The organism is Streptomyces sp. NPDC054813, assembly GCF_053611365.1.
This window is the reverse complement of sequence record NZ_JBSHAF010000004.1, coordinates 1-14,378: the sequence shown is the minus strand read 5'-3', so window position 1 is coordinate 14,378 and position 14,378 is coordinate 1. Positions and strand designations below refer to the sequence as shown.

Genomic DNA, 14,378 nt, shown 5'->3' with positions numbered 1-14,378 from the left:
ACAACCCGCACTCAACGGCCGGGGGAGTCCACCCCCACAACCCGCACTCCTCCGGCCGCACTCCCCAGCAACTCCAGCCGCACAACCCCCGGCCCGAACTCGCCCGTCCCGTCCGAAAGCACGGCCAACGCCAACGTATTGGCCCCCTTGGTCCGCAGAATCCCGTTCGGCAGCACGAACGTGTGCTGCGGTCCCACATCGTTGATGTACTGCCCGAGGTTCCAGCCGTTCAGGAAGATCTGGGCCCGGTACGCCCGCGCCGGATCGTCCTCAAGGACCAGCCCCACCGACGCGTCGACCCCGTCCGGCACGGCCAGCTTGAAGCCGGTGCGGTACCAGGTGACGCCCATACCCTCGTCCGCGCGCGGGAGTTCGGCCGGTTCCCACCCGGCGTCGGCGAAGCCGGGCAGATGCCAGCCCTGCCGCTCCCCGTAGAGGCCGCCGTTGTTCAGCGGACCCCGCACCGGATCGGGCGCGGTCTCGCCCTGGATCCGCCAACTCACCTTCGGAGAAGCCCCCTTGAAGGTCACGGCGGTCAGGCCACGGGCCACCTTGTGGGTGTCCAGGGACCGGCCGTCCATGTCGTGCTGCATCCGCCGCACCAACACGGACAGCACATGCTGCCGCTGCTCGCGCTGTTCCTTCTCCGACCCCTTCTCCGACTTCTCCTGCGACTCCTTCTGCCACTCCTTCTTCAGCCCGGCGACGGAGAACTCGGCCGTGGCCGCCCAACTGCCCTGCCGGACCGTCTTCGTGTCCGGCACCGGCATCCGGTGCGAACCGAGCGGCTTCCCGTCCAGCCAGGCCATCAGCATGCCCTGGGTGCCCGTGCTGTAGGCGAGGGAGAGGGACTCCAGGTCCTCGAGGTCGCCGTCCACCCGGCCCCGGTACCAGACGTCCCCGTAGTGGAAGCCGTAGTCGTCGGCGAACAGCACCGGCTGACCGTCCGGGACCGGCGTCGTACTGAACGACGTCTTCTTGCCGGCCACCGTCCACGACGAGTCGTCGAAGGCCGGTGCCGACTCGGGGTTCTCGGTCTTCCGGCGCCAGCCGGCGAGGACCGGCAGCGCCGGCTTCGGCGCCCCGGCCAGGTCCGACGTGGCGACCAGGCTCTCCGAGAGGGTCACCCGGGTCCGTACCGGCCGCCCGTTCCAGGTGACCGAGGAGATCCCGCGCGGCCCCCATACCTCCACGCCGCTCGGCCCGACCGTGTCCCCGGTGAGCTGCACGGTCGATCCGTCGAGCTTGGCGTGCCGCAGCAGCGCCGGGCCGTAGACCAGCAGGGTGCCGGACGGGGTGTCGTACGGGAACAGCCGTAGTGAGGTCGCGTCGTCGGCGAAGAGCAGGAGCAGCGGGGTGTCGCTCTCGCCGCGCTGGACCAGGACCCGGGTGAGCCCGCCCTGGCCGAGCGGCGCGGTGACGTGCAGGACGCCCTGGTCGTACACCCAGGCCGCCTCGGCGTCCAGGCGCTGGACGAAGGGCTCGCTCGGGCACTCCAGCACCAGGTGCGCCATCTCGCCGTACCGGCCGGTGAACAGGGCGATGTCCTGCCGGCCGGCGGTGAACACGGCCATCGGCTGGGCGGTGGCGTACCGCAGCTTCCGCTTGCCGAGGGAGAGCCCGGTGGTGATGAGCCGGGCGTCCTTGGCCGGGACGGTGACCTCGATGTCGTCACCCCCGTCCCGCTTGTGGGTCTTCAGGGTGGACGTCACCTCGCTCGCCCCGTCGTTGCGCAGCACGTACACATGCGCCTGGGTGTCCGGGTTGGTGAGGTGGTACGTCTTCAGCCCGTCCGCGTGGACGTCCGCCGCGCGCTCCAGCTTGGCGAAGTCCGGGACGCGCTGGAGGAGGTGGCCGAGCTGGTGCATCGGCGCGATCTTCGGGGTGACGTTGCGGGCCTCGTCGATGGCCGCCCCGTAGTCGTACGACGTGTAGACGACCGGAGCGGGCAGCCAGCCCCAGTTCGTGCCGCCGTAGGTCATGTAGACGTTGTGCAGGGTGATGCCGTTGGCGAGGTTGGTGAGGTAGAAGCGGCGTTCGTAGGCCGCGTCCCGGGTGCGCCGGGACTCGGTGTACCCCTTGCCGCCGAACTCGACCCCGCCCCACGGATCGAACCAGCCGCCTCCGTACTCCGGCACGAACCCGGGCGTACGGGGACTGGCGGTCGCGCCGCCCTTGAGGCCGCCGATCCCGAAGTCGCCCCAGTCCGGCGGCGTCTGGGTGGGGGCGGGGTAGCCGTCGAAGCCGTACAGCCACTTCCCGGTCTCGCCGCCGGTGTCGAAGGAGCCGGGGATCCAGTAGCCGTTGCGGCCCTTGTCGTTGTGGAAGAGGGGGACGTCGATGCCGTCCGCGCGCACCTTCTTGTACAGGTGGGACATGTAGGCGGGGCCGGCCGGGTCGGCGACGTGGCCGTCGTACTCGTTCTCGATCTGGTAGAGCAGGACGGTCCCCCCGCCGTCCGTGTGCTGGTGGCGGCGCACGATGCGGTTGACGGCCGTCAGCCACGCGTCGACGTGCCCGAGGTAGGTCGGGTCGGTGGTGCGGGCCGAGCCCTGCGTGGCGGTCAGCCAGCCGGGGAAGCCGCCGGCGTCGACCTCGGCGTTGATGTAGGGGCCGGGGCGGAGGATGACGTACAGCCCGGTCTCGGCGGCCGTGCGCAGGAACAGGTCCAGGTCACGGACGCCGGTGAAGTCGAACGTGTCGGGCGCGGGGGAGTGGTAGTTCCACGCCACGTAGATGCTGACGGTGTTGTAGCCGTGCGCCCGCATCTTCTCCAGCACGTCCCGCCACAGGGACGGGCTCGGGAGCCGGAAGGGATGCAGTTCACCGGACCACACCACCAGCCGCCGGCCGTCGACGACCAGGGAGTACTGGTCGTAGCCGATCGCGTGCCGCCGCCCGTCGGCGCGCGGCGGGGCGGGGGGCGGGCCGGTCGGCACCGTGCGTGCCGCGTATGCCGCGGGTGCCCCGGGGCCGCCGCTGCCGCCCAGGGCGAAGCCGAGCGCGGCCGAGCCGGCGAGGGCACTGAAGGTACGTCTGCTGAGCGCCAAGGGATCCTCCCGGGCGATCTTACGGGGCGCGGGTGCGGCCATTGTCCACGGGAGTACGCCCCACAATGGACACATGAGGATCTCGGCACGAGCGGATTACGCGGTACGGGCGGTCCTGGAGCTCGCCGTACGGCAGGACGACGGCCCGGTGAAGGCCGAGGAGATCGCCGGGGCGCAGGAGATCCCGCACAAATTCCTGGAGGGCATTCTGGGTGACCTCCGGCGTGCCGGGATCGTCGACAGCCGGCGTGGCGGGGGCGGCGGCTACCGGCTGGCCCGGGACGCGTCCGCGATCACGGTGGCGGACCTCATCCGGGCGGTGGACGGCCCGATCGTGTCGGTACGCGGCGAGCGCCCCACGGGTCTGGCCTACACCGGCACCGCCCAGCCGCTGCTGCCCCTGTGGATCGCGCTGCGCGCGAACGTCCGCCGGATCCTCGAAGGCGTCACCGTGGCGGACATCGCGGCGGACGCCCTCCCGGAGCCGGTCCGGGCGCTGGCCGCGGAACCCGCGGCCTGGGAGAACCCGTAGGGGTGAGGCGAGGGTTGACGGGGCTGTGAAATCCGCCGTTGTGAATGGCCGGAGTTCGCCCTGACCGCTCGGTGCGGGGGTTCCTACGATGCGAGCGCCTCGTTCTTCACAGGAAGCTCACAGGTTCTTCAAAGGTGAACCACATCGAACCTTGAGGGGCGTGAGGGTCCTGGACCGAGGGTGTCACCCCCCACTCGATCACCGAACCGGAGAAACCATGAAACCCATGAGGCATGGACTCCTGCTCGGCGGAGCGCTCGCCGCGCTGCTCACCGCCGGGTTGCCCGCCCAGGCCAAGGCCTCGTCGTCGCCCGTCTTCGACGACCCGCCGCCGGACAAGATCGTGATCAACGTCGCCACGGTGAACGGCTCCGGCTGCCCGCAGGGCACCACCGCCGTCGCCGTCTCCGAGGACAACGAGGCCTTCACCGTCACCTACAGCGACTACCTCGCCCAGGCCGGCGGCAACTCCGACCCCACCGCCTTCCGGCGCAACTGCCAGCTCAACCTGGTCGTTCACGTGCCGGGCGGTTTCACCTACGCCATCGCCAGCGCCGACTACCGCGGCTTCGCCTCCCTCCAGCAGGGCGCCACCGGCACCCAGCGCGCCTCGTACTACTTCCAGGGCTCGTCCAACACGGCCTCCGCGAACCACCCCTTCCGGGGCCCGTACGACGACAACTGGCAGGCCACCGACACCACCGACTGGGCCCAGCTGGTCTGGGCGCCCTGCGGGGTCCAGCGCAACTTCAACATCAACACGGAGCTGCGGGTGACCGCCGGGAGCGCGAACCCCGGCAAGGTCAGCTTCATGACCATGGACTCCACCGACGGTGAGATCAGCACCGTCTACCACCTGGCCTGGAAGGAGTGCCCCGCCAAGTAGCCGGGCCGGTCACAGGCTCCCGGGGCGGACCAGCCCGGTCCGCTTGACCCCCGTCAGGATGGGCGTGACCTCGATCGTCGTGACGTGTTCCAGGGCGCCGACGGTCTCGCTCAGGAAGACGTACAGCGCGTCGAGGTCGGCCGCGGCGACCGCCACCAGCAGGTTGGCCGAGCCGGTGGTCGCCGAGGCGAACCGCACCTGTGGATGGCGGCTGAGCCGCCGGCCGGTCTCCTCCAGGCCGCCGGGGGCCACCGTCATCCACAACAGCGCCTCGGTACGGATGCCCAGCCGGGCGAGGTCGACCTCGGTCGCGAGCCGTACGGCCATGCCGTGCGCCAGCGCCTCCAGGCGCCGGCGCACGGTCAGCGCGGAGGTGTCGGCGCGGCGGGCGAGCTCCGTGTAGGAGGCTCGCCCGTCCTCGACCAGTCCGGCGATCAGCCGGTGGTCGACGGGCTGGAGCGGGGTCCTGCCGAAGGCCGCCGGCAGGTCCGGGCGCAGACTGGCCAGCTCCTCCTCGGAGAGCAGGCCGCCGCTCCAGTCGAAGCCGGCCGGGAAGACCCGCAGCAGCGCGTGCGAGGTCCACGACCGGACCGCCGCGGTGGCCGGGAGGTCGCGCAGCAGCAGGTTGTTGCGGGCGTCCGCGCTGTCCAGGAACAGCACGGCGCAGATCTCGTCGCCGCCGCCGAGGACGTCCACCCAGATCGTGTCGGGGCGGCGGGCCAGGGTGGCGGCGATGGCGCTGATCCGGTTGGGCTTGCACCGGATGCGCAGGGCCAGCGGGACCAGGTCGGGGAAGCACACGGGGTTGCGGACGGCCGTCGCCCGCAGGGTGCCGTCGTGGTAGAGCGGCGCCGCCCGCCGGACCACGGTCCGCTCGGACACGCCGAGGACCCGGCCGACGGTACGCCACGAGGCACGCGGGGAGGCCATCATCGCCGCGGCGATCCGGCTGTCGGTGTCATCCAGCTGTTGGCGTACTTTCTCCATACTCATCGATCATATGGCCTGCATCCTCGACCAAAAGCCCACTTTCTGGCTCGTTTCCACGCTCCCGGTGAGGATCAGAGACATCGCGACCGAACCGAGAGAGGTGAGCACGATGGCGGACTTCGAGAACCCGGTGGTGGCCACGGGGCAGGGCAGGGTCCAGGGGATCGCGGAAGGCGGGACGGTCTCCTTCCGGGGCATCCCGTACGCCGCGTCGCCCGTCGGCGGGCTGCGGTTCGCCGCGCCGCTGCCGCACCCGGGCTGGACGGGGGTGCGGGAGGCGGTGCAGGCCGGGCCGGCCGTTCCGCAGGGCCCGTCCCGCCTCGAGCAGGTGATGGGGCACCGGGTGCCGGACTGGGACGAGGACGGCAGCCTCACCGTCAACGTCTTCGCCCCGCGCCGGGCCCTGGCGGACGGAACGCCCCGCCAGGTCCTGGTCTGGTGGCACGGCGGCGGCTTCACCAGCGGCTCCGGCGGCTGGGACTGGTACGACGGCGGCCGCCTCGCCGCCCTCGGCGACATCGTCGTCGTCACCGCCAACTACCGGGTGGGACCACTGGGTTACCTGTACCTGCCGGAGATCGGCGCCGCCAACCTCGGCCCCCAGGACCAGGCCGCCGTGCTGCGCTGGGTGCGGGACAACATCGCCTCCTTCGGCGGCGACCCGCGCGAGGTGACGGTCGGCGGCCAGTCGGCCGGCGCCTACTCCACCCTGTCCCTGGCATTCGACCCGGAGACCTCCGGCTTCGTCACCCGGGTGCTGCTGCAGAGCGGCCCCTTCGGCCTGGCCCCGCAGGACCCCGAGGACGCGGCCGAGAACGCCGAGGCCTACCTGCGGCTGCTCGGCGTCCCCGCGGACGCGGAAGCGCTGCGCGCCCTGCCCGCCGAGCAGCTCCTGTCCGCCTACGGGCGGCTCGCGGCCCGGCTCGCCCGCCCCGGCAACGCCGCCCCGCCGATGTACCCGGTGCTCGGCGCCCCCGGCATGCCCCGCACCTGGCAGCGGGCGCTCGCCGACGGCGCCCTGGAGGGCAGGCCGCTGCTCATCGGCACCACCGCTGACGAGGCGACGTCCTTCTTCGCCTTCGACCCGGCCATCCAGCACCTCACCCCCACCGGTCTCCTGGACCTCCTGTCCGCCCAGGCCGGCGACCGGGCCCGGGAGATCTACGACGCGTACGCCGCCCGGCTCCCGCAGGCCACCCCCGCGCAGATCTTCACCGCGATCGGCACGGACACGCTCTTCCGCGACGGCTCGCTGGAGATCGCCGACCACCACGCGGCCGGCGGCAACGCGACCCACGTCTACCGGTTCGACCACCGCCCGGCCGAGGACCCGCACTCCCTCGGCGCCGCCCACTGCGCCGAACTGCCCTTCCTCTTCAACACCTTCGACGCCTACCCGGACAGCCCGATGCTCGGCAGGGTCGGAGACGCCCAGCGCGCCCTGGGACACGAGTTCGCCACCGCGGTCGCCGAGTTCGTCCGCACCGGATCGGTGCACGACTGGCTCCCCTACGCACCCGCGACCCCGGCCCGCATCCGCCACTTCGGCTGAGAGGCCGCTCCGGCTGGTCGGCCCCGCCCCGGCGCTGTGCGAGGGCCGGAGCGGCCCGGTTCAGCCCCGGGCCGCCGCCGTCGCCCGGAACGTGTTCCGGTACGTCTGCGGGGACACCCCGATCGCCGCGTGCAGGTGCTGCCGCAGGGACGTACCGGTGGCGAAGCCGACCTCCGCGGCGATGCGGTCGATCGCCAGGTCGCTGGTCTCCAGCAGGTGGCGGGCCCGGTGCACCCGCTGCTGGATCAGCCAGCGGCCGGGGCTGACCCCGGTCTCGTCCAGGAAGCGGCGCGCGAAGGTGCGCTGGCTCATCCGGGCATGCTCCGCCAACTCCCGCAGGGCCAGTGGCCGTTCCAGGTTCTCCAGGGCCCACGCCCGGGTGCCGGCGGTCCCGGTGGCGCTCTCGTCGGGCACCGGCTGCTCGATGTACTGCGCCTGGCCGCCGTCCCGCCACGGCGGTACGACACACTGCCGGGCCACGCTGTTGGCGACCGCGCTGCCGTGGTCGGAACGGACGATGTGCAGGCAGACGTCGACACCGGAGGCGGCGCCCGCGGAGGTCAGCACGTCACCGTCGTCGATGAACAGCACATCCGGATCCAGGGCGACCTGCGGGAACATCCGGCGGAACCGGGGTGCCAGCGCCCAGTGCGTCGTCGCGGGCCGCCCGTCCAGCAGCCCGGCCGCCGCGAGCGTGAACGCCCCCGTGCAGATGGAGACGATCCGGGCACCGGGCCGGATCCGCGCGAGCGCGGCGGCCACCGGCGCGGGCACCTCGTCCGTGATCCGCGTCATGTCGTACGGCGGTACGACCACGGTGTCCGCGCTCTCCAGTACCTCGGGCCCGTGCCCGAGGGTGACCGTGAAGTCGGCGTTGGTCGCCACCGTACGGTCGTCCGTCGCCGCGCAGGTCAGCACCTCGTAGGCGCCCGGGACACAAGGGAAGACCCGGTTCGGGATCCCCAGCTCGAAGGGGTAGACCCCGTCGAGGGCGAGCACGACGACCCGGTGGGGGCGGGTGGGAAGGAAGTCGAGGTCGGACATGGCACGATTCTATCGCCGGCCGCCGATATGGCCACCGAGCGTCACGCCCCGGAGACCGGAAAGACGTTTGACGCCCGTCGGCGCCCGGTGATCCGATGACGCGCATGAGTACAGGGCACCTGCATCCCGGTATGCACCCCATCGACGACGGCCTTGTACGACGGTTGATCGCCGGGCAGTTCCCGCGGTGGGCGGGGTCGGCGGTGCGGCGGTGGCCGTCCGGCGGCACCGTCAACGCCATGTACCGGCTCGGAGACGACATGGTCGTGCGGCTCCCGCTGGTCGAGGGCGGGGCCGAGGACGTGTCGAGGGAGCGGGAGTGGCTGCCCCGTCTCGCACCCCACCTGCCCGTTCGCATCCCCGAGGTGCTCGGCGCCGGGGAACCGGCCCACGGGTATCCGTGGCCGTGGTCGGTGTACCGGTGGCTGCCGGGGGAGCTTCCCGAACCGGGCGCCCTGGCCGAGCCCGTGCTGCTCGCCGAGGATCTGGCCGCGTTCGTGACGGCGATGCGGAGCATCACCCTGCCGGACGCGCCGCGGGCCCACCGGGGCGGGCCGCTCTCCTCACTGGACGCGGAGACCCGGGCGGCGATCGGGGAACTGCGCGGGATCCCACAGGAGGACATCGACTGCGACGCCGTGGCCGCCGTGTGGGAGGAGGCGCTGCGGGCCCCGGACGGCGACGGGCCGCCGGTATGGCTGCACGCCGACCTGATGCCGGGCAACCTGCTGGTCGACGGCGGCAGGCTGGTCTCCGTCATCGACTTCGGGTGCGCGGGGGTGGGCGACCCGGCCTGCGACCTGTTCCCGGCGTGGAACCTGCTGCCGCCCGAGGGCCGGAAGGCGTTCCGCGAGGCACTGGCCGTGGACGAACCGACCTGGATCAGCGGCCGGGCCCGCACCCTCTCCCAGGCACTGATCGCACTGCCGTACTACCGGCACACCAACCCCGCGATGGCCCACAACGCCCGGCACGTGATCCGGGCGGTACTGGACGAAGGCTGACCCGGTCACTTCCCCGCGTACGCGAGGAAGCCGGCCCAGGCGGCGGGGGAGAGGGCGAGCGCGGGGCCCTGGCGGTGCTTCGAGTCGCGGATGTGGATGGTGGTGGGGCAGGTGGCTACTTCGACGCAGTCACCGTCGCCGCCGCTGCTGTAGCTCGACTTGTGCCAGTGGAGGGCGACCTCGACGCAGTCGCCCTCGCTGCCGCTGCTGTAGCTGCTTTTGAACCAGGTCAGTTCGGACGTGCTCATAGCGCTCCTCGCATCTGCTCCAACAGGGCCCTGGAGTCCCGGAGGCTGAGGGCCTGCGAGCGCAGTTTTCCATACCGCTGGTGGAGGACGCTGATCTCTTTTGGATCGGCGATGAGGCGGCCGTTCTTCTGGCCTTCCGAGTAAGCGAACCACTGATTCTCGGGGGTCTCAAGCAGCTGCAACGGGCCATCCAGGCCGGCGTGTACGGGCTGCTGCAGGGGCATGATCTGGACTTCTACGTTCCGGTGGCGGTCGACCATCGCCAGCAGATGGTCGAGCAGCTCTCGCGTCACGTCGTCGCCGCCCGTTCGCCGCTCCAGCAGGGCCTGTTCGACGATGAAGCTGAACGCGCATGGCCGCTCCCGGCGGGTGGACAGCAGTTCCTGCCGGGCGATGCGCGCGGCCACCCGGTCTTCCAGTTCCTCGTCGTTGGGAATCGGCGGCACGCTCAATGACACCGCCCGCGTGTACTGCTCCGTCTGCAAGAGACCCGGTAGGACTCGGCATTCGTAGGTGTAGAGGTTGATCGCCGTCGCCTCCATCCGAGCCCACTGCCGGAACCACGCCGCCAGCCCCGGCTGCCGAGCCACATGTCCTGCCGCCCGCCGCAGTGCCCCCGTGTTCCCCAGCACCCCCTCCGACGCCTCCACCAACGACTCGTCCGGCATCCACCTCCCCAACTCCACCGATGCCACCGTGTGTTTCGAGAACCGCACCCGTTCCGCGAACTCCTCCCTGCTCAACCCCGCGTGCTCGCGCAACGCCTGGAGCACCGCTCCGAAGGTCCGCAGACTGTCCGACGACTCCGGTTCCACCCCATCGCCCATGTAGGCCACCTCGCGCGGTGCCCGCCTCGCCCGCCATCTCGCCGTCGCTCAACTCCACGCGTGGGGTGGACCGTTCGCGTCGGCGGAGGTGATCGACAAGGTCGGCGTGATCGTCGCGGAGCTCGCGGCCAACGCCGTGACGCACGGGCGGGTGCCGGGGCGGGACTTCGAGCTGCGGGTGTCGCTGGTGACGGGGAGCGTGCGGGTCGAGGTCACGGACACCCTGGCCGAACGGCGTCCGCCCGCACCCGGCGTCGTACGGCCGGCTGGGCCGCTGGACGACGGCGGGCGCGGGCTCGTGCTGGTGGACGCGCTGGCCGACCGGTGGGAGGTACTGAGCAGGGACTGCGCCGACGCACCGGGCAAGACCGTACGGGCCGAGGTGGACCTGCCTTTTCGGCGCAGACCCTGAGGGTCAGCCGGTGACGCCGAGGGTGAGGGTGCCGGTGTAGCCGGCGGTGGTGGAGCCGGTGACGGTCATCAGGCCGGAGGAGGCGCCGCCGTCGTCGTAGATGGAGTCCTGGGCGAGGGTGGTGCGGGTGGTCGTGTTGGTCGAGTAGGGCGAGACCTTGGCGACGGCCGTGGTGATGGTCTCGTTGATGAAGAGCTGGCCCGTGTGCACGGTCGTACCGCCGGTGAAGGAGCCGTCGGAGGTCAGGGTGACGCCCGTGTGGACCTTCACGTGGATGTGGATGCAGCGGCCCCGGTACCAGCCCGGGTAGATGGTGGTGATGTTGGCGACGCCGCTGGAGTTGGTGAGCACGCCGCCGCGCAGGAAGGTGCCGTCGTCGGCCTCGTTGTGGCCGTTGTTGCCGACGTAGCCGGAGTACTCGCCGAGCGCGTCGGTGTGCCAGACCTCCACCAGGGCGTTGGGGATGACGGTGCAGGCGGAGTTGACGACGGTGAGCGCGAGCTTGAACGTGATGCCGGGCTTGCCCTCGGTGATGTCGGTGCGGACCAGCGCCCCGTCGAGGTAGTAGGGGCCTTCGGTCATCTCCTCCGTGAGCGTGCAGACCGCCGCGGCGGCGGCCGGCTTGAGGGCGGGGGCGGCGGCTGCCGCGGGGGCCTCGGTCGAGAGCGCTGCGCCTACGGCCAGGGCAGCGGCGGTCGTCCCGGTGGCGACGAGTACGGTACGGCGCCCGACCGAGCGGGCGGCATCTGAGGTGTCTGTCATGGACACGGCACCTTAGGAACGGTTGCTGTCGGAAAGCTGTCAGTTCGGCAAAGTGAACAGCCGTCAAGTCCTGAGTTGAGACAGCCGAATGGGCGATCGCTGTCCGGCGATCGCTGTCCGGCACCGCGGAACTCACGGTACCGCGCACGAAGAGGGCCATTGGTGTAGTTCACCGAGACGAGGGCACCCCCTGAACGGCGAGGGCTCGTCGGAATCGGCGCGGAATCCGGTTCTAATCGCACCAGAGGGCCGAGACACCGCACGGAGAGTGCCGGGTGCCGAGGGGCTCCGAAGCCGACGCAATGTCCCGCAGTGTTAGAGGAAGATATTCCATGGCTGCCAACCCGCTTCTGCCGACGCCGTCCGGTCCCTACCTGGGCAAAGGGCTGCTGCCCGCCGATTTCTATTCCTTCGAGGAACTGCTGACGGACAGCGAGCGGGAGAAGATCGAGCGCGTCCGTGAATTCCTCGACACGCAGGCCGCTCCCCTCGTCGACGACTACTGGGCCCGGGCCGAGTTCCCCTTCCAACTGGTCGCGGGATTCGGTGGTCTCGGGCTGGTGGACTGGGCGGACCCGGCCTCCGCGGAATCCAAGCCGAGCAATCTCCTCTCGGGATTCCTGGCGCTGGAATTCGCGCATGCAGACGCGTCCCTGGCGACCTTCTCCGGCGTGCACACGGGGCTGGCCATGGGCTCGATCCTCGCCTGCGGCTCCGAGGAGCAGAAGCAGCGGTGGCTGCCGGCGATGAGCCGCTTCGAGAAGATCGGAGCCTTCGGGCTGACCGAGCCGCACGGCGGTTCCGACGTGGCCGGCGGCCTGCGGACGACCGCGCGCCGCGACGGCGACGGCTGGATCCTCGACGGGGCCAAGCGGTGGATCGGCAACGCGACCTTCGCCGACCTGGTCGTCATCTGGGCGCGGGACACCGAGACGAACCACGTACTGGGCTTCGTCGTGGAGAAGGACACCCCCGGGTTCACGGCGACCAAGATCGAGAACAAGATGGCGCTGCGGATCGTGCAGAACGCCGACATCGTGCTGGAGGGCTGCCGCGTCCCGGAGGCCAACCGGCTGCAGAACGCGAACTCGTTCAAGGACACCGCCGGCATCCTGCGCCAGACACGCAGCGGGGTGGCCTGGCAGGCCGTGGGGACGATGTTCGGCGCCTACGAGATCGCGTTGCAGTACGCGAAGGAACGCGAGCAGTTCGGGCGCCCGATCGGCGGCTTCCAGCTCGTCCAGGATCTGCTGGTGAAGATGCTCGGCAACGCCACCGCCTCGTGCGGGATGGTGGTGCGCCTCGCCCAGTTGCAGGACGCCGGGATCTTCAAGGACGAGCACTCCGCCCTGGCGAAGGCGTACTGCACCGTACGGATGCGGGAGAGCGTCGGGTGGGCCCGGGAGCTGCTGGCCGGCAACGGCATCGTCCTGGACTACAAGGTCGGCCGCTTCGTCGCCGACGCCGAGGCCCTCTACTCGTACGAGGGCACGCGGGAGATCCAGACCCTGATCGTGGGACGCGCCGTCACCGGCGGCCTGAGCGCCTTCGTGAAGTGATGACGATGACCACCGAATCGGTCTTCACCGGCCTGAAGGTCATCGACGCGGCCTCGTTCATCGCGGCACCGGCCGCGGCCACCGTGCTCTCCGACTTCGGAGCGGACGTCATCAAGATCGAGCCGCCGGGCGCGGGCGACCCTCAGCGGCGGCTGAGTTCCGTGCCGCCCAGTCCGCAGGCGCGGGCGAACTACAGCTGGCACCTCGCCAACCGCAACAAACGGGGCATGGTGCTGGACCTGAAGTCGCCGGCGGCCGTCGAGGTCCTCAAGCGGCTCGTCGAGTGGGCCGACGTGGTGATCACCAACTTCCCGCACGGCACGCGCGAGAAGCTGCACCTCGGCTACGAGGAGGTCGCGGGCTGGAACCCGAGGGTCGTCTACGCCGACCTCACCGGCTTCGGGGACACCGGTCCCGACGCCCGGCAGCCGGGCTTCGACCTGACCGCCTTCTGGTCGCGCAGCGGCCTGCTGGCCTCCACCCGTGACGCGGGCGCCCCGCCGACCGTCCCGGTCTGGGGCAGCGGCGACTACACGACGGCCATCGCCATCTACGCGGCGATCACGACCGCCCTCTACCACCGCGAGCGGACCGGACAGGGGGCCAACGTCGGGACGTCACTGCTCGCCACCGGCGTCTGGGCCACCGGAACCCTGGTGGCCGGCGCCCTCGCCGACGGCACACCCTTCGAGCTGCACGACCGGAAGGCGCCGGCCAACCCGCTGAACAACCCCTACCGGACCGCGGACGGCGAGTGGCTCATGCTGGTCGCCTCACCCGCGCGCTGGCAGGGACTGGCACGCGCCGTCGGACACCCCGAACTGCTGGAGGATCCCCGGTTCGCCGACCTGGAGGGTCTGGTCCGGCACGCCTCCGCGCTGGCCGAGCTGCTCGACACCGCGTTCCGCTCGCGGCCCTTCGCCCACTGGAAGGACGCGCTGGACCGGGAACGCATCACCTACAGCCTCATCCAGACGCCGGAAGAGGCCGCTCGGGACCCGCAGCTGCGCGAGAACGACATCGTCGTCCCGCTGGAGGGCGTCAGCGGGCTGGCGGAGACCGTCAACAGCCCGGTCAACCTCCGCGGGGTGCCGAAGGCGCCGGCGAGACGGGCGCCGGACCTGGGCGAGCACAACGACGAGATCCTCGCCGAGCTGGGATTCGGCCCCGCCGAGATCGCCGAACTGCGTGCCCGGGGAGCGGTCCCCGACGCCACGGACAGGGAAACGGAGTAGCCGGGTGAGCACGGCCTCGTCGGAGGAGTCGGCGGGCCGGGACGTCCGTATCCCTCATCTCGGCCTTCGTCTCGACTTCGCCTTGAAGTCGCCTGGACGAAGGCGTCCGGCCGGTCGGCGTTTGCCGAGTGGGACAGGGGCCGTTGGTAGCGTCGGCGTATCCCGTGCCGCCCCGACCGAGAGAGACCTGATGCCACCGACGATCCGCAGGGCCGTGATCCCCGCCGCCGGACTCGGCTCCCGTCTGCTGCCGCTGACGAAGGCCACGCCGAAGGAG

General features: G+C 71.2%; 12 protein-coding genes and 1 pseudogene. 7 read left to right on the top strand and 6 right to left on the bottom strand.

Annotated elements, in window-relative coordinates:
• Nucleotides 1-11: 11 nt before the first annotated feature.
• Nucleotides 12-3,050 (bottom strand): beta-galactosidase, encoded by a 3,039-nt coding sequence (locus ACWGJB_RS08675; RefSeq protein WP_453379484.1) that lies wholly within the window; start codon nt 3,048-3,050, stop codon nt 12-14.
• A 73-nt stretch (nt 3,051-3,123) separates the two neighbouring features.
• On the opposite strand from ACWGJB_RS08675, the gene ACWGJB_RS08670 reads away from it, so the two are divergent.
• Complete coding sequence (locus tag ACWGJB_RS08670; RefSeq protein ID WP_382526754.1) at nt 3,124-3,582, top strand: RrF2 family transcriptional regulator; 459 nt, start codon at nt 3,124-3,126, stop codon at nt 3,580-3,582.
• 226 nt (nt 3,583-3,808) lie between these two features.
• The gene (locus ACWGJB_RS08665; RefSeq protein WP_360487158.1) at nt 3,809-4,468 is read left to right on the top strand and encodes a DUF4360 domain-containing protein; all 660 of its coding nucleotides are present in this window, start codon (nt 3,809-3,811) and stop codon (nt 4,466-4,468) included.
• Between the two features lie 9 nt (nt 4,469-4,477).
• On the opposite strand, the gene ACWGJB_RS08660 is transcribed toward ACWGJB_RS08665, so the two are convergent.
• Complete coding sequence (locus tag ACWGJB_RS08660) at nt 4,478-5,455, bottom strand: Lrp/AsnC family transcriptional regulator (RefSeq protein WP_453379483.1); 978 nt, start codon at nt 5,453-5,455, stop codon at nt 4,478-4,480.
• 112 nt (nt 5,456-5,567) lie between these two features.
• Here ACWGJB_RS08660 and ACWGJB_RS08655 point away from each other — a divergent pair, with 112 nt between their 5' ends.
• Complete coding sequence (locus ACWGJB_RS08655; protein WP_453379482.1) at nt 5,568-7,010, top strand: carboxylesterase/lipase family protein; 1,443 nt, start codon at nt 5,568-5,570, stop codon at nt 7,008-7,010.
• Nucleotides 7,011-7,070: 60 nt separating this feature from the next.
• Here the strand turns inward: ACWGJB_RS08655 and ACWGJB_RS08650 are convergent, their stop codons facing one another.
• Nucleotides 7,071-8,054 carry a GlxA family transcriptional regulator gene (locus ACWGJB_RS08650; protein WP_453379481.1) on the bottom strand — a complete coding sequence of 328 codons (984 nt, stop codon included), beginning with the start codon at nt 8,052-8,054 and terminating at the stop codon, nt 7,071-7,073.
• A gap of 104 nt (nt 8,055-8,158) precedes the next feature.
• Here ACWGJB_RS08650 and ACWGJB_RS08645 point away from each other — a divergent pair, with 104 nt between their 5' ends.
• Nucleotides 8,159-9,058, top strand: coding sequence for an aminoglycoside phosphotransferase family protein (locus ACWGJB_RS08645; RefSeq protein WP_453379480.1), 900 nt, complete (start codon nt 8,159-8,161; stop codon nt 9,056-9,058).
• Between the two features lie 5 nt (nt 9,059-9,063).
• Here the strand turns inward: ACWGJB_RS08645 and ACWGJB_RS08640 are convergent, their stop codons facing one another.
• The gene (locus tag ACWGJB_RS08640) at nt 9,064-9,306 is read right to left on the bottom strand and encodes a DUF397 domain-containing protein (protein WP_453379479.1); all 243 of its coding nucleotides are present in this window, start codon (nt 9,304-9,306) and stop codon (nt 9,064-9,066) included.
• The gene (locus ACWGJB_RS08635) at nt 9,303-10,133 is read right to left on the bottom strand and encodes a helix-turn-helix domain-containing protein (protein ID WP_453379478.1); all 831 of its coding nucleotides are present in this window, start codon (nt 10,131-10,133) and stop codon (nt 9,303-9,305) included. Before ACWGJB_RS08635 ends, ACWGJB_RS08640 begins: the two co-directional genes overlap by 4 nt.
• Before the next feature lie 4 nt (nt 10,134-10,137).
• Between ACWGJB_RS08635 and ACWGJB_RS08630 the strand changes: the two are divergent.
• A pseudogene (locus ACWGJB_RS08630) lies at nt 10,138-10,545 on the top strand (ATP-binding protein); the annotation flags it as partial.
• A gap of 3 nt (nt 10,546-10,548) precedes the next feature.
• Here ACWGJB_RS08630 and ACWGJB_RS08625 read toward each other — a convergent pair.
• Nucleotides 10,549-11,307 (bottom strand): intradiol ring-cleavage dioxygenase, encoded by a 759-nt coding sequence (locus ACWGJB_RS08625; RefSeq protein ID WP_453379477.1) that lies wholly within the window; start codon nt 11,305-11,307, stop codon nt 10,549-10,551.
• Nucleotides 11,308-11,639: 332 nt separating this feature from the next.
• On the opposite strand from ACWGJB_RS08625, the gene ACWGJB_RS08620 reads away from it, so the two are divergent.
• Nucleotides 11,640-12,866: an acyl-CoA dehydrogenase family protein gene (locus ACWGJB_RS08620; RefSeq protein ID WP_453379476.1), complete on the top strand. Its 1,227-nt coding sequence runs from the start codon at nt 11,640-11,642 to the stop codon at nt 12,864-12,866.
• Nucleotides 12,867-12,871: 5 nt separating this feature from the next.
• On the top strand, nt 12,872-14,101 hold the full coding sequence (locus tag ACWGJB_RS08615) for a CaiB/BaiF CoA transferase family protein (RefSeq protein WP_453379475.1): 1,230 nt from the start codon (nt 12,872-12,874) through the stop codon (nt 14,099-14,101).
• Nucleotides 14,102-14,378: the final 277 nt, after the last annotated feature.